This is a genomic window from Novosphingobium sp. BL-S-34 (assembly GCF_056857015.1).
In genome coordinates this window covers 247436-266487 of the sequence record NZ_CM166472.1, presented here as the reverse complement: position 1 = coordinate 266487, position 19052 = coordinate 247436, and the positions used below count along the sequence as shown (strand labels likewise).

Here is a 19052-nt window from a genome sequence, read left to right as displayed (position 1 = left end):
TGGGCGCGTCGGGCCATTGGAAACGAGCCGGCGGAAACCCCGTGAGATTCCCCCGGCCCGCTTCTGAATGGCAGGGTCAATCTACCGGCAGCAGGGCCAGATCCCGATCGACGGCATCAAGCGCTTCGTCGGTAAACTGGCCGGGCGCGAACTTCTGAATCGCGCGCAGGGTCATCGACTTCGCCATGCCGATCCGCTTGTCCGCCGTTATCCCGGGAAAGTGCTGATCGAGCACCGCCTTGGCCCCGGGATCGGACAATAGCTTTGCCAGTTTTGTTGAGGCGGTGGAGTACCCGGCGACCGGCACCGAGACTGGCCCCGAAACTGGCGCTGGCGGCACCGCCTGCGGGCTGGATGCCGGTACCGACTTCTGGATCATGGGCGAGCCGCCAGGCGAAAGGTCGACCCCCGCCGCCGGTGTCAGCTTGAGGTGAAGTTCCGAAAGCCCGCGAATGATGAAACTCGGCTCGAAGTCCAGCTTGCGCGCCCCGCGCGGACCATGCACTTCGGCATCGAGATCGATGTCGGCAGTGTACTGGAGCAATTTCTCCAGAATGATCCGCACTTCCACCCGCGCAAGCGGCGCGCCTGCGCAAGTATGGGCGCTGCGCCCGAAGGCAACGTGCTCGCGGATTTTCGGCCGATCGAGCTTGAAGGCCTGGGGATCTTCCCAGCGCGCAGGGTCGCGGTTCGCAGCAGCGATCGACAGCATGATCTTGGTCCCCGCCGGTACCGGAATATCGCCGATCTTCGTGTCACGGCGCGCAAGACGGGCCGTCTGCTTGGTCGAACCCTCAAGCCGCAGAACTTCCTCGATCAGCGCCGGAACAAGCTTGGGATCGGCACGCAGCTTGTCCTGCAGGCCCGGCTGATCCACGATGTAGCGCATCGCATTGCCGAGAAGCTTCGCGCTCGTATCCTGGCCCGCGCCGAACATGAACATGCCAAGCTTGACGATGGCCATCTCGTCGGGAAGCGTGCCATCGGGATAGACGGCATTCGCCAGCTCGGAGAGAATATCCTGCTTCGGGTCGGCACGCCGTTCGGCGACGTATTGAGCGAAATAGCCGCCCATGATCATGAACGGATGATCTTCGGCATTGAGGTCAAGTTCGCCGTCGAGATTGCCGGGAGGCGGCGCATCCTGAATGATGTCCATGAACTTCTGCCGGTCCTCGGCCGGGATGCCCAGAAGGTCGGCAATCACCAGCGTGACGAAAGGCGTCGCGATCGTCCTGACCAGTTCGACGCCGCCATTTGCCACCGCGTCACGCACCAGCTCGTCCGAGAAGGCCTGGATAAACTCCTCGTTCGCCTTGAGCCGCGAGGGTGTGAACAGCCGGTTGACGAGCGCGCGCAACTGCACATGCGCATTGTCGTCCAGATTGACCAGCAAGTCGCCACCGTGGAATTCGCCGCGATGCGCCTCGATCTGTGCCGTGATGTCGGGCCCATGCGGCGTGAACGGCAGCGGGGCCGAGGCGCCCTGCAAACCGATGATCGCCGAAAAATCCTCCGAATTGCGCATGATTTCCAGGGTTTCTTCAAAACCCATGACCATCAGATAGTCCTTGCCCTTGGGCTGATAGACTCTGCCCTTGCCCCTCACCGCTTCGAAATATGCGTAAGGATCGACGAGGATTTCGTGGTCGGTGAAGTAATCCCGATCTGCCAGTTCAGTCATGTGTCCCACTCCTGTTTCGTGCCCGCACTTTTCGCCGGCGAATATTGTATGTCTGGTCAATCTTCAGGGGCGATCTTCACGCGAAGTCCGTCGAGAGCGTCAGTAATCTGGAGCTGACATGAAAGGCGTGACTGGCTGCCGCGATGACTGGACGAATCCAGGAGGTCGTTCTCGTCCTCACTCATCGCCGCAAGAGCATCGGTGGGGCCAGCTTCGATGTGCACATGGCAGGTCGCGCACGAGCAACACCCGCCGCATAGCGCCAGCAGCTCGTCGAAGCCGGCGTCGCGGATGACTTCCATGACGGTCTGTCCGGGATTGGCACGGAGAACTCGTTCCTCTCCGGATGCCCCTATGACGGTGATTGATGCCATTTCTCAGCACTCTCCAGGTTTGGCTTGTTGTGCGCTCTTGGATGAGACTTCCGCCGTCGGCGGCTTGATGCTGCCCGACCGGACAGTGGACGCCCAAAAGCGGCGCTTCGTTTTATGCGATACAGTGGCGCATACATCCAGCAGCCGGAGAGCGTCAACCCGGATTCCGGGACAGGGCTGGCGGTGAGATCGCGTTCGCGGTCCGCTTCACGAGTTTGATCGCCGCAGCGTTATTCCGGCCGCGCGCCGGGCCAACCAGGACATCTGGATAACGAAACCCGGTCATATGAAATAACGCGGTAGTACGGGCGCTTCGCATCGGTCTGACCGGCTTGACAGTCTGCACCCGCAATTTATACGCGACACATTGTCGCACAAAAGTGCGGCTTTGGGAGAGTTGAGCAGATGCGCTTCAGGCAAGCATGTCTGCTTCTGCGAACGTCAGGCGAAAACATCTATGGCGAAGAGAACGCGATTTCGATCCGAAGCGGCAGCGCTGAAGCTACTGCTGCTTTCGATCTCTGCGTGCTCATCCTTGGCATGTGCGCAAGACGGCTCAGTTGTCCCGCCGAGCGCACCGGATGAACTCGAAACGGATTTCTCCGATCCGCCCATGGATGCCCGCCCGCGCGTGTGGTGGCACTGGATCAACGGCAACATCACCGAGGAAGGACTCCTCAAGGATCTTGCCTGGATGAAACGCGTGGGGATTGGCGGCGCGCAGTCGTTCGACGTCAACCTCCAGAGTCCGCAAATCGTGGATCAGCGCCTGGTCTACATGACACCCGCCTGGCAAAAAGCCTTCAAGGCCGCCACCCGCGAAGCGGATCGCCTGGGTCTCGAACTGGCCATCGCCTCTTCGCCGGGCTGGTCGGAAACCGGCGGACCTTGGGTTTCCCCCGCCGACGGCATGAAAAAGCTGGTATGGAGCGAGGTTACACTTGGCGGCGGAACGGGCGGCGGAAAGCGCGTCACCCTTGCGCTCCCCGCCCCGCCCACCGTGACCGGACCGTATCAATCAATAGCCGCAGCATCGGGAACGAACTCGACGATCAACGAGAAAGCGCCCGATGTCCCGGCGCCATTCTACCGCGACGTCAGGGTGCTCGCGGTGCCGGCACTGGCAAGCACGGGCTCAGCCCTTCCGGCATTTGCCGATAGTTCAGGGAAGCCTCTCGACGCGAAAACATTGACGGACGGCGATTTCGAGACCGGGATCGATCTTGCGAAAGCAGCGAAGGGGCCAACGCTCCTCGCCGTTCGCTATCCGACTGCCCGTACAATCCGCGCCATGACCCTGTTCGTGCCCGGAGGATCGGGCAAGTTCATCGGCGCCAACCTCAAGGCAAGCCTCGAAGCGGAAGTCTCGGCGGGGAAATGGACCACCGTGACCGATGTGCCGCTGGCCCGTGTCCCCACCACGCTGGCATTCGCGCCCGTGACTGCCCGGAACTTTCGCGTTTCCTTTCAGGAAGTCAGCAGCCTTCCCGACATCGCCGCGCCGCCTGCCGGTGTCGATCTGTCAGCGCTGGCTGCGGGGTTTTCAGGCGGAAAGCCAAGCACGTCGATCCGCATCACCGAGATCGAACTGTCCGGCCAGGAGCGGGTCAATCGCGTCGAAGCCAAGGCAGGTTTCGACATCGTTCCCGATTATTATCCACTCGACGCAGGCCTCGCCGATTCCGCCGGCATACCTCCGGACAAGATCCTCGACCTGACCGATCGCCTGAGGCCAGACGGCACGCTGGAATGGACGCCGCCCGCGGGGCGATGGCGCATCATTCGCTTCGGTTACTCGCTTGTCGGCACGATGAACCATCCGGCTCCGTTCGAGGCAACCGGCCTTGAAGTGGACAAGTACGATGCCGAGGCAGTCCGGCGCTACATGGATCACTATCTCGCGACTTACCGCCAGACGGTCGGTCCCGATCTGATGGGGCGCAGAGGTATCCGGGCAATCCTTAACGACAGCATCGAGGTTGGCGCCGCGAACTGGACGCCGCAGATGATCGCCCAGTTCAAGCGGCTGCGCGGGTATGATCCCGTCCCGTGGATGCCCGCACTGACCGGGACGATCGTGGGATCGCGCCAGGAGAGCGAACGCTTCCTCTACGATTTTCGGCGAACCCTGGCCGACCTTCTTGCCAGCGAGCATTATGGGACCATAGCCGAGGCAGCGCATGACCATGAGCTGATCGTCTACGGCGAAGCGCTGGAAGATCATCGCCCTCTGCTCGGTGATGACATGGCGATGCGCAGATGGGCCGACGTGCCGATGTCCGCGATGTGGTCGTTCCAGCGCGACCGTGGCCCCAAGCCGAGCTATCTTGCCGACATGAAGGGCGCGGCCTCGGTCGCGCATGTCTATGGCCGCAAATACGTCGCCGCGGAATCGCTGACATCCATGCTGTCGCCTTGGGCTTTTGGCCCAGGCGACCTCAAGCGGATGATCGATCTCGAATTCGCGACCGGCATCAATCGCCCCATCATCCACACCTCGGTCCATGTTCCGGTGGAGGGCAAAAAACCTGGCCTGCGCCTCTCCATTTTCGGACAGGACTTCAACCGCAACGAGGCCTGGGCCGAACTCGCGCGGCCATGGATGGACTATATCGCGCGCAATTCCCACTTGCTTCAGCAAGGTACCAATGTCGCCGACATCGCCTATTTCTACGGCGAAGAGGCCCCGCTGACGTCCCTGTTCGGGGACAAGCCGGTCGCCGAGGTTCCTGCCGGCAACGCATTCGATTTCGTGAACGCCGATGCACTTCTCGGCGCATTCTCCAACGACGGCGGCGATCTGGTGAGCACGGGAGGCGCCCGGTACCGCGTACTCTATCTGGGAGGTTCTGCCAGCAGGATGAGCCTTGCCGTTCTCGTCCGGATTGCCGAACTGGTGGAGGCCGGCGCGACGGTGATCGGCCCGCGCCCAACAAGCGATCCGGGCCTCACCGCAGACCCTGCGCGCTACCAGGCGCTGCTCGAAAAACTCTGGCCGGGATCCCCTGTTACCGAAATCGGGCGAGGCCGGGTGATCGCCGCGGCCGACCTTGGCGGAGCCTTGTCCCAAGCCGGCATCGCGCCGGATTTTGCATTCGAAGGCGGAAAGCAGGGCGCAGCGCTCCCCTTCGTCCATCGCCGGCTGCCCGGAGGCGATATCTATTTCGTCGCCAACCAGAAGGACCGCACCGAAACGATCACCGCGCGCTTCCGGGTCACGGGGAAGGTACCGGAACTGTGGCACGCCGACACGGGCAAGTCGGAACCGGTCAGCTTTACTGTTCAAGGCGGCGTGACAGCCATTCCCATGTCCCTCGCTTCGGACGAATCCGTGCATGTGGTTTTCCGCAAGGACACCGCCGAGACCAGCCGCAAGGTCGCGCCCGTCGAACTCACGAAGGCCGCACTCCTTGCAGGTCCATGGAACGTGGCATTCGAACAGGATCGCGGCGCGCCGCCTGAGACCCGGCTTGCCGAACTGTCCCCGCTCAATGAGAACACGCAGGCGTCGATCCGCTACTTCTCGGGGATCGCGACATACACGAAGGAATTCGTGGCCCCGCGCGGATGGAAGAAAGGCAAGCCACTACTGCTCGATCTCGGCGAGGCGCGCGAGATCGCAGAGGTAAGAGTGAACGGCCAATTCGCCGGCTATGCCTGGCACAAGCCTTATCGCATCGACATCGGCGCGCAGATGCATGCCGACAAGAACCGGCTCTCGATCCGCGTTGCCAACCTTTGGGTCAATCGCCTCATCGGCGACGCGCAGCCTGGGAATGGGGAGGCCGGCGCGAAGAAAGTGACCTGGACCGCAACTCCGACATACCGGAAGGACGCTCCCCTGCGTCCGTCGGGGCTGCTCGGTCCGGTGCAGTTGCTGCTGCAACGGTGAATCTCGAAAAACAAAATCGGCCGAAACAAGCAGGAGAGCGGCGAGTGGGCAAAATCGAACGAATGCTGACGGCGATGATGCTGGGTGCGGCCATAACAGTCACCGCATTCGCCGCGCCTGCTTTCGCGTCATCCGATCGCGCCAGCGCCCAATCGGATGACTCACAGGCGGGTGACGCACAAGCGGGTGACGCAAGGCCGGCGATCGCATTGTCCCAGGGCTGGCGGTTTCATTTCGGGGACGCGCCCAGTTCCGTCACCGACGCCCGCTTCGACGACCGCGGCTGGGAGAAGGTCTCGGTCCCGCATAGCTGGAACCACATCGGCGCCTATGCGCTGACGCGCGGCACCGAAACCGACAACCGGCAAGGCGTGGGCTGGTACCGCCTCTGGGTCGACGCACCCGCGGCGAAATCGGGAGAACGCCAATATCTGGACTTTGCCGCGGTCGGCAAGCTGGCCGAGGTCTGGGTGAACGGCCGGCATGTCGGCACACACAAGGGCGCATTCGCCCGCTTCCGCCTCGACGTCACCGAGGCCTGGAAGCCGGGGCAGCGTAACCTCGTGGTTGTCAGTGCCGATAACAGCAAGGTAGAACCCGGCAGTTCGACATCCGAAGTGATCCCCCTGTCCGGCGATTTCTTCGTGCATGGCGGCATTTACCGCGAGGTTTCGCTGCTCCAGCTTCCAGCGGCCTCTATCGATCCGCTCGATTTCGGCGGGCCAGGCGTTTACGCATACGCCGCGAAGATAACCCCGGAAAGCGCGGCCATCGAAATTCGCACGAAGCTGCGCAATGCAGGCGCGGCCCCGCGTAACCTGACGCTCTCGACCGAGATCCGCGATGCGCGCGGCAAGATCGTCGCCCGCGCAGTTCAGCCCGTGACCTTGGCGTCCGGGGCCAGCGAGCAGCGCGCGAACGTGAACATCGCGCGGCCCCATCGCTGGAACGGCAGGGCCGATCCCTACCTCTACTCGGTCACCTCCACGCTTTCGGACGGAAAGGCCCGGCTCGACCGGGTGTCCCAGCCGTTGGGCCTTCGCACATTCCGCTTCGATGCCGATGCCGGCTTCTTCCTGAACGAGCAGCATGTGAAGCTGCACGGCGTCTCACGCCATCAGGACGCGCTGGGCTCAGGCTGGGCACTCACGCCCGAACAGCATGCCGAGGACATGGCCCTGATCGAGGAGCTTGGCGCGAACACCATTCGCCAGGCCCACTACCAGCACGCCGATGCGTGGTCCGATCTGGCGGACAAGGCGGGAATGGTCGTGTGGGCGGAGCTGCCATACGTCACCACGCCCAGCGTCTCCGGCGGGCAGGGTTCTGAAGCGCTCTGGACCAATGCCGAACAGCAACTTCGCGAGCAGATCCGTCAGAACTACAACCATCCCTCGATCCTGATGTGGTCTGTCGGCAACGAAGTGGATTCGGCCAAGGGCTTCGGTGTCAAAGGCAGCCCGCCCAAGCCATTGGCGTTGCTCCAGCACCTCGATGCGATCGCCAAGGAGGAAGACCCGCACCGCCCGACGACATTTGCGGACTGCTGCGAAGGGCTGACGCTGGTCCAGACCGCAGGCGAAAAACTTGCAGGGACGGCCGACCTCATCGGCTACAACCGCTATTACGGCTGGTACTATCCCAACCCGCTGCAGGCGCGGACCGATCTTGGCGACACGCTCGACAAGTTCCACCGGGATCACCCTGCCCTGCCTTTGTCGCTGAGCGAATATGGCGCGGGCGGCGCGATCAGCCAGCACAGTGACGATGTGCGGAACGGCTTCGTCAATTTCGTCGGGCGCCCCCATCCCGAGGAATATCAGGCCTGGGTTCACGAGCAGACCTGGCCCAGCATCGCCAAGCGCGATTTCGTCTTTGCCAGCTGGGTCTGGGCCATGTTCGACTTCTCCAGCGACCTGCGTGACGAAGGCGAGGCCGTAGACCTCAACGACAAGGGGCTGGTCACCGCGGACCGCAAGGAGCGCAAGGACGCGTTCTGGTTTTACAAGGTCGCATGGAGCGATACCCCTGCCCTGCATCTCGCGGGGAAGCGGTATGTCGATCGCGCCTATCCCGTCATGGACGTTAAAGCCTATTCGACCGCCTCATCCGCGACGCTGGCGATCGACGGCAAGCCGATCGGCACGGCGCCTTGCGCCGAATTCGTATGCGAATGGAAGAACGTCTCCCTTCGCCCCGGCGCCAATACCGCGGTGGTGACGGCCACGGAAGGCGGCAAGACGCTGCGCGATACCGCCCGGTGGAACGGGCCGGACGTCGAGCGCAACGGCCTGCGCATCAACGCTGGCAGCCTTGCCGGGCTCGATCTTGGCACGCGGCAATTCGGCTCCGACACTTTCGTGACGGGCGGCAAGCCCGTCGTGCTTAACCTTGTCGGCTTTGGCGGACGCTCGATGGCCCCCATCCGTCAGGTGGATGCTGCCGATCCCGCGCTGTTCGACTACTGGCGCGATGGCGCCGCCTTTTCCTACGACATCCCGCTGCCCAACGGCCAGTGGACAGTGACCCTGCACTTGTTCGAACCGCGCAAGACCTCCTCGCCCGACCAGTCTCTTGCCGTGAAGGCCAATGGCCATTCGGTCATCGAAGGGCTCAATCTCCTGAAGGAGGCCGGAGCGCCTCTCAAGGAACTGGTTCGCACCTTTCCTGTGACCGTCCTCCACGGCCGCCTGATCCTCGATTTTTCGAGCGTCTCCGGCAACGCGGCCCTGGCCGGGATCGAGATCACGCGGTGAGCGCCGGACGCCGCCACAATTTCCATGGAGAGAGACATGTTTGATCGACGCACGTTTCTGGCATCGAGCGCGGCAGCGGCCGCGCTTTCGGCAAGCGGGGCGAGAGCTGCCGATATTCCGGGCGAAACGGTCCGGGTCGATACCCGCGCGATTGCCGGCCCGCTGCCTCACGTATGGGAAGAGTGCGTAGGTTCGGACCGCGCCGCGATCACGATGCGCGAAGAATGGCGCCAGGACATGCGCCTCGGGCTGGCAGAGGCCGGTTTCAAGCGCGCCCGGTTCCACGGCATCTTCAACGACGAACTCGGCGTGTTCGGAAAGAGCATTCTTGAGATGCGAAGGAACGGCGGGCCGAACTGGCTCAACGTCCACCGCGTCTACGACGGTCTGCTCGACTTGGGCGTATCTCCCTATGTCGAACTCAGCTTCATGCCGGGCAAGCTCGCCTCAGGGAAAACCCAGTTCGGCTTTTACGGCGGCAACATCACGCCGCCCACTTCGGACGCCGAGTTCGCCGGTTTCATCACATCATTCACGACCGCCATGATAGAGCGCTACGGGCTGGAAACCGTGCGCAGCTGGCCGTTCGAGGTGTGGAACGAGCCCAACCTCTCCTTCTTCTGGACCGGTGACAAGCAGCGCTATTTCGAAATGTACAAGGCTGTGGCGACTGCGATCAAATCGGTCGATCCGCGTATCCAGGTCGGCGGGCCGGCAACCTCGAAGACAGCGTGGATCGGGGATTTCGCGCAGTGGTGCGCGGCGAACAATGCCCCCGTCGATTTCTTCGCCACACATGCCTATGCCGGCGACGATCAGGACGACGTCTTCGGAAAGGGCGGTCCGCGCCGCAGCGTCAATGACGTCATTCCCGAGGCCCTTGCCAACGCCCGCCGCACGATCGACGCCGGTCCCTTAGCCGGCAAGCCGATGTGGCTGTCCGAATGGTCGTCAGACAGCCCGGCCATGATTGCCCATGTGATCGCCAATGGCATGGCGCACTGCGCCGGCATGTCACAATGGACGCTGAGCGGCATGTACGAGGAACTCGGCGTCGACGACTACATGCTGAAGGAAGGCTCGATGGGCTGGAGCATGATGATCGACGGCATCGCCAAGCCCTCGTTCAATACCTACCGGCTGCTCCATCGCCTGGGGACGCAGCGCCTCGCCGCACAAGGGCCTGCTTTGGCATCGCGCGACAGGACCGGGCGGACTTCCGTGCTCCTGTGGAATCTGGCCGAAGTGGATCAGCCCGGAGGAATTCCCGGCATGACTGCGGAGCGCAAGATCACCGGAGGTGCCAAGCGGATGACGTTGCAGTTCGACGGGCTCAAGGGACGGAAGACCGCCGAAGTCCGGTTCGTCGATTGGGAACGGGGATCGCCCATGCCGGCCTGGCGCGCCATGGGGTCTCCCCGCTATCCTTCGCGCGCCCAGATCGCGCATCTGCGCCAGGTCTCGCGTCCGGTGGTGGAAACGCACCGTCTGAATGCGGATGGCACCCTGGTCCTGAACCTGCCCGCCGAGGGTCTCGCGCTTGTCGAGCTCGCCTGACCCAGGCCGCGATGACAGTGGGTCCCGGGGCTGTTTATGTCCCGGGACCAGCCACGACTTACGCGGCCATTCCGCCATCGAGCATTAATGTGCTGCCGGTCATGAACATCGCCATGTCCGATGCGCAGAACAGGATGGCCCGGGCAATATCGTCGGCCACACCGACCCGGCCCAGTCGGCTGGTGCCGATCCCGGGGATCGGGCAATTTTTGATGGTCTCTTCGTCCCAGTCGGCAATGAACATGGTCTTTTCAGTGAGCGAAAAGCCAGGCGCGACGCCCAGCACCCGGATGCCTTGCGCGCCCAGTTCGATCGCGAGTTGCCTGGTCAGACCGACCACCCCGTGCTTGGAGCTGCAATAGGCAGCCTGCCCTTCGGAAATCCCCCTGACCCCGGCCAGCGAGGCGACGTTGACGATCACGCCGCCCTGCCCCCTAACTATCATCCGTCTTGCAGCCTCCTTGGCGCCGACGAAGGTACCGCGCAAATTGATCGCGAGGACGTTATCGAACTCCTCCACATCCAGATCGAGCAACGGTGAAAACGAGGGTATGCCCGCGTTGTTGACCCAGATGTCCAGCTTGCCGAAACGGTTTTCCGCCAGGTCCGCAGCGGCGATAATCGAAGCTGCATTGCCGGCATCGAGACGGGTCGAAGTCACATCCGCAGAGAACCGCTCGGCCAGTTCCCTTGCGGTCACGGCCGCCGCTTCCTCATCGATATCGGCAATGAGAACGGCAGCTCCCGCCTCTGCAAGCCGCCGCGCCGCGGCTTTTCCCAGACCCCAGGCCGCACCGGTAACGACGGCGCTTCTGCCCTTGAGAGAGATCAGTTGATCGATCGAATGGTCCGAAACATCTGGCACTGGCATCCCCATTTCTCCTTATCCATCGAGCCTGTCCCGACTGGGTCATTTCCGTAGAAATTGCGGCTCCTGGATGTCCGCCCGGGCCAGTCGCGACTGCACCGCGAAATCGAATCGCGGCGCTGGCGTGCCTATCTGCAGGCTGGACAGGTTTCAAGTTGTGCGCCACAATATCGCATAAACTGGCAGGGTCGAAGATCGCTGCCGGACAGGAAAAGGCACGGTGAACAGTCGCCGCGCGCCGCAAATGGGAGAGAGCGAATGGTTGCCGATCGTGTCGTCGTCGTCACGGGTGGAGCATCGGGTATCGGGCTTGGTGTTGCACGGCTTTTCGCGGACAAGGGCCATCCGGTCGCGATCCTCGACGTTCAGGAAGACGCCCTGAAGCGCGAGAGCGAAGCTCTCCGCGCGCAAGGCGCACGAATCGTCGCGCGCAAGGTCGATGTTTCCGATCGGGCCAGCATCGACGCCGCTTACGAAGCCGTTCGCGAAGAACTCGGCCCGATCGCGATCGTGGTCGCCAATGCCGGTATTTCCGAGGGCATTCCCTTTCAGGACGTGACCGTCGAAACCTGGCAGCGCATGATCGACATCAACCTTACCGGCGTCTTCCACACGGTTCAGGCCGCCTTGCCGGACATGGTCGATGCCAGGTGGGGCCGGATAATCACGATCTCGTCGCAGGCCGCGCAGTCCGGCGCCGGAGACCGCGCGCACTATTCCGCCGCCAAGGCCGGTGTGATCGGGTTGACCCGGTCTCTCGCCCGCGAATTTGCCGGGCAAGGCATTACCGTCAACACCATCCCGCCCTCGGTCGTTGCCACCCCCATGGCCGAGGCCGGTATTGCTGCCGGGACTTTCCCGCCGCTGGAAGTCATCTCCCAGCATATTCCCATCCCGCGTCCCGGTACCCCCGGCGATATCGCAGCAGCCTGCGAATACCTCGCCTCCGACGGTGCAAGCTACGTCACCGGCCAGGTCCTTGCCGTCAACGGCGGCATGTTCATCGGATAACGGGACATCGGCGGCGCACCATCAGCAAGTCGCCGATGTCCGCCGCCGGGACTGCGTCACCTGGAAACACCTGGGAGCGAACACAATGACCAAGCCATCGGAAGCTCGAAAGCTGCGCATCGTGCAATGGGCCACCGGCACGGTAGGCGCGGCAGCCATGCGCGCCGTGCTCACGCACCCCGAGATGGAGCTTGTCGGCGTCAAGGTCTATTCGCCCGCCAAGGAAGGCAAGGATGCCGGCGCGCTATGCGGAATGCCGCCAACCGGCATCAAGGCGGTACGGGACCTGGCATCGGTGCTGGCGCTCAAGCCGGACTGCGTGCTCTACATGCCCGAACTGACCGACTACGATGACGTCTGCGCCCTTCTGGAAAACGGCATCAACATCTCTTCCACGCGGGCGGATTTCTTCCATCCGGGAAGCATGGAGCCCATGATCCGCGCGCGGATCGAAGCGGCATGCCGCAACGGGGGCGCCACGCTGCACAGTTCCGGCAGCAGCCCCGGCTTCATCACCGAAGCCCTGCCTCTCGTCCTGTTGTCGCTCGCACGGCGTCTGGACCTTCTTACCATCGATGAATTTGCCAACTGCATCGACGGCTGCTCGGAAGAGATGCTGGTCGGAATCATGGGCTTCGGCGAGACGCCCGAGGCCTTCGCCCAGCGCCCGTTCTACGAGCGGGACGAAGTGTTCAACCACTCCCTGCGCGCGCTGGCCGAGGCGGTCGGCATCGACATCGAGCGTTTCGAAGTCTCCAGCGAAGTCGCGCTCGCCAAACGTCCCGTTAAACTGCATGAAAGCACCATTCCAGCAGGCTCGGTTGCCGGACAGCGGATGGTGACGACCGGCTACCGCGGCGGAACGCCCGTCATGCGTTTTCGCTGCAACTGGTTCGTCACCGAAGAACTCGATCCCCCGTGGGACCTGCGCGGAGACGGGTGGCGAGTCACCGTCGAGGGGGACACGCCGCTCGATATCAGCATCGGCTTTCCCATTCCCCACGCCGATCGCCAGACAACGCTACCTAACCTGACGGCGCATCGTCCCGTCAACGCAGTATCCAGCATCTGCGCCGCTCCGCCTGGTATCCTGACGACCGGATCGTTGCCCTCGGTCGTGGCCCGTTTGGGTTAGCCCCAGCGCTTTCCCATCAGTGGGAAGCAAACGCACCGCACCTACCCCCGCTCAACCAGAAACTACCTCGCAAACGGCGAGGGCTAAATCCGGGGCCGGCAAGAGGAGCCGCCTTGTTGCACAATGGTGCAAGCTGACGGCACTCGATTAAAAGTGGGTGTTAACCGCTCAGACTAGGTCAGTGGCTGACACTGGGCCAACGCAGACTGAGCCGCAGGATGTCGGCGGCTTCGTTGTCGGGATCGTCTTCGGCCACGACCGCATAGCGCCAAAGCTCATGAGCGGGATCCGCAACTGCCTCCTGCACGAGTTCTCCCAAGGGCCCGTCCTTGACCAGCCCAGCAGCGAGCGAGCCAGCTTTGTCCAACTGGCCGTCGTAGCGGATCAGCCGCGCGGGTGTGTGGTATGAAACGTGCATTTGCAGACCCTTTCCCTTTTCTTCTGGCGACAATCGCGCCGCGCCATGAAACGCGGCACGGTTTCGAGAACAGGGAACGGCACGTCCGAGTGCCCGCATTTCAGGTTTTTGCGACAGTTCGGGCTATAGGCGCGCCAGACCTTTTGGCCAGATTGCCGGTTGCAACCTCCCGCGCCCCGTCGGAGCAGCGATAGATCTGTTCCAGCACCATGGCGGCTGCACCGCGCGCGTAGGCGCCTTTGTCGCCAAGCTTGAAGTGCAGCCTCGTGCGGCGGCGCAGCGCTGGAAACGTGTTTCGCTCCAGGGCATCGAAGAAGATGCTGCGCAGTTCCTCGATCATGGCGAATTTCGGGCCGAGAATGACCACGGCCTCCGGGTCCTGCATCGTGATGTGATTGGCAACGGCCACGCCGAGATAGTGGCTGGCCTGTTCCAGTATCGGCCCGATGTCGATCCTGCCCGCGGCCTGTTCGGCCATCAGGCCGTCGAAGGCGGCGTTCATCCTGTCAAAGTCGGGCAAGGGCCTGCCCAGTTGCGCGCAGGACTGCTCCATGATCGATTGCACGGAGCAATAGGCCTGAAGGCAGCCGATGCCGCCGCAGTAACAGGCTCTGCCCGTGTCGGGCACGACCTTGGCATGCCCGAATTCGGCGGCCATGCCGTGGACGCCGGTGACGAGTTGGCCGCCGCGGTACAAGGCGGCACCGATCCCCAGATCGATGTTGATCAGGGTGAAATCGTCCGCATGGGCAGCGGCGCCGTACCAATGCTCCGCGCGGGCCAGCAGATTGGTGCTGTTGTCGATGAGAGTGGCAACCCCCAGCGCCTCGCCGACGATGCCGCCGAAGTCCACCGGCCCGGATTCCAGCGAGATGATATGCTCGACGATGCCCGTCCGATTGTTGACGATGCCGGGAATGCCGATGCCGATACGGTAGATCTCTTCCCGGGGGACGTCCCACTCGGCAAGGGCCTGTTCCAGCGCCGTGATGAATTGCCGTGCGAGACCTTCGATGGTCGTGTCCCGCGTCAGCGCTGCCTTGGCGAAGCCGAGGCTTTCGCCCCTGAGATTGACGATCTCCGTCAGCAGTTCGCCCTCGTTGGTGGGCGTGGTGCCGACGACGTAGCGTCCTTGCGGATTTATCCGAAGGTTCACGCGCGGGCGGCCCGGGCCCGAGGTGGCGACCTTTTCCTCGATCACGATCCCGCGCCGGACCAGATCGGCAGTGATGGCCGTGATGGTTCCGCCGGTCAGGCCGGTCAGGCCGACCAGATCCGTCCGGGCCACGGGCTCGCTGGCGCGCAGCTTCTTCAGCACGAGCACTCGGTTGAATTCCTGATCGGTGAGCCGCATCGCGCTGTCATCGGCCAAACGCCATGCGCATGCAACCGCGCCGCCCGGGCGATTATTTTAATCTCTAAAATTTCCTCGCGACAGCCCATCTCGGTTATGCCACCCAAGGCCGCGAACGAACGATCATTTCCGAAAGACCAACACTGGCTGGAATGCGGGCAAGGCGCCCTCACCGGATCATGGCAGCACGGAGCACAGGAATGCCTTCTGCAAATCCCTCTCGCTTGAAACTGGCTGGATTGCTCACTGTAACGGCCGCCATGGCCATGGCGGCGATCGACCACTCCGCTGCCAATGCCCAGAGCGTAGCGGCCAAACAGGAGCCTGCCGCCGTGCCCGATGCGACTTTCGCAGAGCCCTATATCGACATCGACGAATGGCGCGATGCGCCGGTGCGCCATCGCTATGTCCATGGCGGCTTCAAGGGCACGGACACGCGCTTCTCGTTCTATTTCCCGCCCAAGGATCAGTACCAGGGCCGGTTCTTCCAGCACTTCACCCCCGCCCCTGACAACGAGAACCTGGCCCAGCGGGCGACGACGCCCACCAACGACAAGCTGTCCTTCGCAATCGCGAGCGGGGCCTATTTCGTCGAGACCAATGGCGGCGGTCCGGCCGTCGCCGGATATGGATCGAGCGATCCCACGATCGGCGCCTACCGCGCCAATGCCGCGGCCGCGCAGTATTCGCGCGTGGTTGCGGTGAAGATGTACGGCGGCAAGCGGCCCTACGGCTATGCCTATGGCGGCAGCGGCGGCGGCTACCGAACGGTCGGTTCGATGGAAAACACGCGCGGCGTGTGGGATGGCGCGGTGCCCTACGTGCTGGGTTCGAGCATGGCGATCCCCAACTCGTTCACGGTGCGCATGCATGCGATGCGCCTGCTTCAGGACAAGTTCCCGCAGATCGTCGACGCCATGGAGCCGGGCGGCAGCGGCGATCCTTATGCAGGGCTCAGCGCGGAACAGGCCTCGGCCTTGCGCGAAGTGACGCGCATGGGCTTCCCGCCGAAATCGTGGTTCGGCTGGAAGACGATGGGGATCCACGGCTTCGCCGCGCTCTACGGCGGCGTGCTGATGGCCGATCCCGGCTATTTCACCGATTTCTGGACGAAGCCCGGATATCTTGGCTTCGACCATCCCGAGAGTTTCGCCGGCTATCGCTTGCAGCATGAAACGGCGATCTCGGCGCCGATCACGGCGGCCGAAGCAGCGCGCCTCAAGATCCACACCGGCGTCACCGACGGCAAGGTCCAGGGCAACGTCGACGACAGTTTCGCCGCCCTGCAGGGCAAGGAAGCGAAGAACGTGGTCGCTGTCCGCCTCGCCAAGGCGCCGCCAAGAGTTCAGTTCCTGGGCGGCGACCTGATGGTCAAGTCCGGCGCCGCCAAGGGCGCGCGCCTCACGGTCAGCCGCATCGAAGGCGACGTGGCGGTGCTGGGCATCGTCGATCCCGCCGTGGCCGCCAAGCTGGCAGCGGGCGACGAGGTCAGTCTCGACAATTCGAACTTCCTGGCCGCGCAGACCTACCATCGCCACCAGGTCCCCGGCCCCGAATTCAAGGTCTGGAACCAGTTCCGCGGGGCAGACGGCAAGCCGCTCTACCCGCAGCGGCCCATGCTGCTGGGGCCTGTCTTCACGCAGGCAACCGCCGGTTCGGTGCCGAAAGGCAATTTCGATGGGAAGATGATCCTGGTGGAATCCCTCTGGGACCGCGAGGCCTTCCCCTGGTCGGCCGACTGGTATCGCGGCCTCGTCACCGCTCACTTCGGTGCTGCGACGGACGATCATTTCCGCCTCTGGTACACCGACCATGCGCTCCACGGCGATTCAGACCCCGAAGACCCGACGCATACCATCACTTATGTGCCGGTGCTCAACCAGGCCCTGCGCGACCTTGCGCTCTGGGTGGAGAAAGGCATCGCTCCGCCCGCTTCCACCAGCTACCGCTTCGACGATGGCCAGATCGTCGTCCCGGCCGGGGCGGCGGATCGTCACGGCGTGCAGCCGGTCATCGACCTCAAGGTCGCTGGGGGAGTTCGGGCCGAGGTCAAGGCGGGCCAGAAGGTCACTTTCGTCGGCAAGATCGATGTTCCGCCCGGCGCCGGCGCAATCGTCGCGGCGCAATGGGATTTCGACGGCGCGGGCACTTTCCCTGTCGAATCCGAAATCCGCTCCGGAGCCCGTTCGGCGACCGTCACGGCGACTCACACCTTCGCCCGGCCCGGCACCTATTTCCCCACATTGCGCGGCACGTCGCAGCGAGAGGGCGACAAGAACACGCCCTTTGCCCGCATCCAGAACCTCGGGCGCGTCAGGGTCGTCGTGAAATAGCGGCCCGGTCCTTGGAGACGCGGCCCGTCTTGGCGGTCAGATTTCCTTGAGTTCCGTGACGAACTCGTAGCGATCACCGCGGTAGACCGAACGGGTGAACTCGACGATCCGGCCGTCGGGAATGCGGGTCTTGCGCTCTATGCGCAGCACTTCGGAATTCTGCTTCACGCAGAGGATGCCGGCCTCGGTCGGGGTCGCGAGCGAGGCGCGGACGCGCTGCGTGCCGGAAGTCGGGCGGAATCCGTGAATGTCGAGCGCCTGGTAGAGCGAATCTCCGAGCGCGGTCAGGTCCGGCATGAACTGCGCCGGGATCACGGCATGTTCGATCGCCAGCGGCTCCCCGCCGGCCAGGCGGACGCGGCCCAGCCGCGCGACGGAAGCGTTGGCGGGGATCTCCAGCGCCGCCGCCTCTTCCTCGGTCGGCTGCGCATAGGCCTTGTTGATCCACACCACGCCGGGGTTCTCCCCGCGCGAGCGGGTATCGTCGCTGAAGCTGCTGAGCCTGGCGCCGGGTGCCTCGATCCGCTTGGCCACGAAAGTGCCCGAACCCTGCTTGCGGAACAGCACGCCTTCCTCGATCAGCTGCTCGATACCCTTGCGCACGGTAACGCGCGACAGCCCCGCCATCTCGCTGAGGTCCCGTTCGGATGGGAGCGCGCTGCCCGGATCGATCGCACCGCTGCTGATGTGCTCGCGCAGGCTGCGGGCAAGCTGCAGATAGAGCGGCGTGCCCTCTTCGCTGCGGGTCCAGGCAATGTCGCGCATCGTCGATCAGTCTCGCTTTTCCAGCAGTTGCAGGACCTGGCGCAGATTGCCGCCATTGTCTTCGAGCAGCGTGTTCGCCTCTGCGAGAGGAACGCCCAGCGCGACGATCACGCCGAGCCGGATTTCGTTTCCTGCCGTTTCCAGCGCGCGGGCCGCGACTTCGGCGTCGACCCCGGCGATATCCTGAACCATGGTCCGCCCCCGTTGCAAGAGCTTCGCATTCGAAATGCGCATGGCCACCATGCGGCCCTGATAGACCAGGCCGCGGCGCAGCATGATCGCGGTCGACAGCAGGTTCAGCACGGCCTTCTGCGCAGTACCCGCCTTCATGCGGGTGGAACCGGCAACCACTTCGCTGCCGGTGACGGCCAGGATGGCATGTTCGGACGTGTCGAGCAGGACCGAGCCGGCATTGTTGGCGATGCCGATGGTGAGCGCACCCGCGGCGCGGGCTTCCTCGATCGCAGCGACGGTGTAGGGCGTGCGGCCGCTGGCAGCGACGCCGATCACCACGTCCGAGGGGCCGATGCCCCGTTCGCGCACTTCGGCGCGGCCGGCCTCGACATCGTCCTCGGCGCCTTCATAAGCCTCGGTCAGGGCGCCGATGCCCCCGGCCATGAGGAAGACCATGCGGTCCATCGTCCAGCCGAACGTCGGATAAAGCTCCGTGCCGTCCTGCACGGCAAGGCGGCCCGAGGTGCCCGCCCCCACGAAGACCAGCCGGCCGGTATCGCCCAGCCGCAGCGCCGCCGCTTCGGCCGCGCGGGCAATCGCCCGGGTCTGCGACTGGATCGAGGCGATGGCCGCCATCTGCCCTTCAAGCATGGCCTCCACGGCCAGTTCGGTCGGCCAGAGGTCGAGATCGAGGTATCGGGCGTCGAGCGCTTCAGTATTCATGGTATCCT

General features: G+C 63.7%; 13 protein-coding genes. 6 read left to right on the top strand and 7 right to left on the bottom strand.

What is annotated here, in order from left to right:
* Window positions 1–76 precede the first annotated feature (76 nt).
* Both AC1VV3_RS01185 and AC1VV3_RS01180 read right to left on the bottom strand, forming a co-directional pair.
* Complete coding sequence (locus tag AC1VV3_RS01185; protein ID WP_431566541.1) at window positions 77–1684, bottom strand: cytochrome P450; 1608 nt, start codon at window positions 1682–1684, stop codon at window positions 77–79.
* 56 nt (window positions 1685–1740) lie between these two features.
* Window positions 1741–2058 carry a 2Fe-2S iron-sulfur cluster-binding protein gene (locus AC1VV3_RS01180; RefSeq protein ID WP_314468116.1) on the bottom strand — a complete coding sequence of 106 codons (318 nt, stop codon included), beginning with the start codon at window positions 2056–2058 and terminating at the stop codon, window positions 1741–1743.
* A 613-nt stretch (window positions 2059–2671) separates the two neighbouring features.
* Here AC1VV3_RS01180 and AC1VV3_RS01175 point away from each other — a divergent pair.
* From AC1VV3_RS01175 to AC1VV3_RS01165, 3 genes are read left to right on the top strand one after another with little or no spacing between them, the layout of a single operon-like run.
* A complete protein-coding gene (locus AC1VV3_RS01175; RefSeq protein ID WP_431566540.1) occupies window positions 2672–5950 on the top strand; it encodes a glycosyl hydrolase in 3279 nt (1092 codons plus the stop codon).
* A gap of 44 nt (window positions 5951–5994) precedes the next feature.
* Window positions 5995–8706 carry a glycoside hydrolase family 2 TIM barrel-domain containing protein gene (locus AC1VV3_RS01170; RefSeq protein WP_431566539.1) on the top strand — a complete coding sequence of 904 codons (2712 nt, stop codon included), beginning with the start codon at window positions 5995–5997 and terminating at the stop codon, window positions 8704–8706.
* A gap of 36 nt (window positions 8707–8742) precedes the next feature.
* The gene (locus AC1VV3_RS01165) at window positions 8743–10263 is read left to right on the top strand and encodes a GH39 family glycosyl hydrolase (RefSeq protein WP_431566538.1); all 1521 of its coding nucleotides are present in this window, start codon (window positions 8743–8745) and stop codon (window positions 10261–10263) included.
* A gap of 58 nt (window positions 10264–10321) precedes the next feature.
* Here AC1VV3_RS01165 and AC1VV3_RS01160 read toward each other — a convergent pair whose 3' ends face one another.
* Window positions 10322–11134, bottom strand: coding sequence for an SDR family NAD(P)-dependent oxidoreductase (locus AC1VV3_RS01160; protein WP_465128074.1), 813 nt, complete (start codon window positions 11132–11134; stop codon window positions 10322–10324).
* A 255-nt stretch (window positions 11135–11389) separates the two neighbouring features.
* Here AC1VV3_RS01160 and AC1VV3_RS01155 point away from each other — a divergent pair, with 255 nt between their 5' ends.
* Window positions 11390–12142 carry an SDR family NAD(P)-dependent oxidoreductase gene (locus tag AC1VV3_RS01155; protein ID WP_134092749.1) on the top strand — a complete coding sequence of 251 codons (753 nt, stop codon included), beginning with the start codon at window positions 11390–11392 and terminating at the stop codon, window positions 12140–12142.
* An 85-nt stretch (window positions 12143–12227) separates the two neighbouring features.
* Complete coding sequence (locus AC1VV3_RS01150; RefSeq protein ID WP_482961936.1) at window positions 12228–13277, top strand: NAD(P)H-dependent amine dehydrogenase family protein; 1050 nt, start codon at window positions 12228–12230, stop codon at window positions 13275–13277.
* A gap of 178 nt (window positions 13278–13455) precedes the next feature.
* Here AC1VV3_RS01150 and AC1VV3_RS01145 read toward each other — a convergent pair whose 3' ends face one another.
* A complete protein-coding gene (locus AC1VV3_RS01145) occupies window positions 13456–13695 on the bottom strand; it encodes a hypothetical protein (protein ID WP_132262330.1) in 240 nt (79 codons plus the stop codon).
* Window positions 13696–13795: 100 nt separating this feature from the next.
* Window positions 13796–15049 (bottom strand): ROK family protein, encoded by a 1254-nt coding sequence (locus tag AC1VV3_RS01140; protein ID WP_431566535.1) that lies wholly within the window; start codon window positions 15047–15049, stop codon window positions 13796–13798.
* 239 nt (window positions 15050–15288) lie between these two features.
* Here AC1VV3_RS01140 and AC1VV3_RS01135 point away from each other — a divergent pair, with 239 nt between their 5' ends.
* On the top strand, window positions 15289–17382 hold the full coding sequence (locus tag AC1VV3_RS01135; RefSeq protein ID WP_431566534.1) for a PKD domain-containing protein: 2094 nt from the start codon (window positions 15289–15291) through the stop codon (window positions 17380–17382).
* A gap of 36 nt (window positions 17383–17418) precedes the next feature.
* Here AC1VV3_RS01135 and AC1VV3_RS01130 read toward each other — a convergent pair whose 3' ends face one another.
* Window positions 17419–18147, bottom strand: a complete 729-nt coding sequence (locus AC1VV3_RS01130) for a GntR family transcriptional regulator (RefSeq protein WP_132262327.1) — start codon at window positions 18145–18147, stop codon at window positions 17419–17421.
* Between the two features lie 6 nt (window positions 18148–18153).
* Window positions 18154–19044 (bottom strand): N-acetylmuramic acid 6-phosphate etherase, encoded by an 891-nt coding sequence (locus tag AC1VV3_RS01125; RefSeq protein ID WP_134092745.1) that lies wholly within the window; start codon window positions 19042–19044, stop codon window positions 18154–18156.
* Between the last annotated feature and the right edge of the window lie 8 nt (window positions 19045–19052).

Excerpts from the sequence above, each read along its gene's own strand:
- AC1VV3_RS01180 (WP_314468116.1), bottom strand. The coding sequence starts at position 2,058 with ATGGCATCAATCACCGTCATAGGGGCATCCGGAGAGGAACGAGTTCTC.
- AC1VV3_RS01150 (WP_482961936.1), top strand. The coding sequence starts at position 12,228 with ATGACCAAGCCATCGGAAGCTCGAAAGCTGCGCATCGTGCAATGGGCC.
- AC1VV3_RS01160 (WP_465128074.1), bottom strand. The coding sequence starts at position 11,134 with ATGCCAGTGCCAGATGTTTCGGACCATTCGATCGATCAACTGATCTCT.
- AC1VV3_RS01185 (WP_431566541.1), bottom strand. The coding sequence starts at position 1,684 with ATGACTGAACTGGCAGATCGGGATTACTTCACCGACCACGAAATCCTC.
- AC1VV3_RS01140 (WP_431566535.1), bottom strand. The coding sequence starts at position 15,049 with ATGCGGCTCACCGATCAGGAATTCAACCGAGTGCTCGTGCTGAAGAAG.
- AC1VV3_RS01175 (WP_431566540.1), top strand. The coding sequence starts at position 2,672 with ATGGATGCCCGCCCGCGCGTGTGGTGGCACTGGATCAACGGCAACATC.
- AC1VV3_RS01155 (WP_134092749.1), top strand. The coding sequence starts at position 11,390 with ATGGTTGCCGATCGTGTCGTCGTCGTCACGGGTGGAGCATCGGGTATC.
- AC1VV3_RS01125 (WP_134092745.1), bottom strand. The coding sequence starts at position 19,044 with ATGAATACTGAAGCGCTCGACGCCCGATACCTCGATCTCGACCTCTGG.
- AC1VV3_RS01145 (WP_132262330.1), bottom strand. The coding sequence starts at position 13,695 with ATGCACGTTTCATACCACACACCCGCGCGGCTGATCCGCTACGACGGC.
- AC1VV3_RS01165 (WP_431566538.1), top strand. The coding sequence starts at position 8,743 with ATGTTTGATCGACGCACGTTTCTGGCATCGAGCGCGGCAGCGGCCGCG.
- AC1VV3_RS01130 (WP_132262327.1), bottom strand. The coding sequence starts at position 18,147 with ATGCGCGACATTGCCTGGACCCGCAGCGAAGAGGGCACGCCGCTCTAT.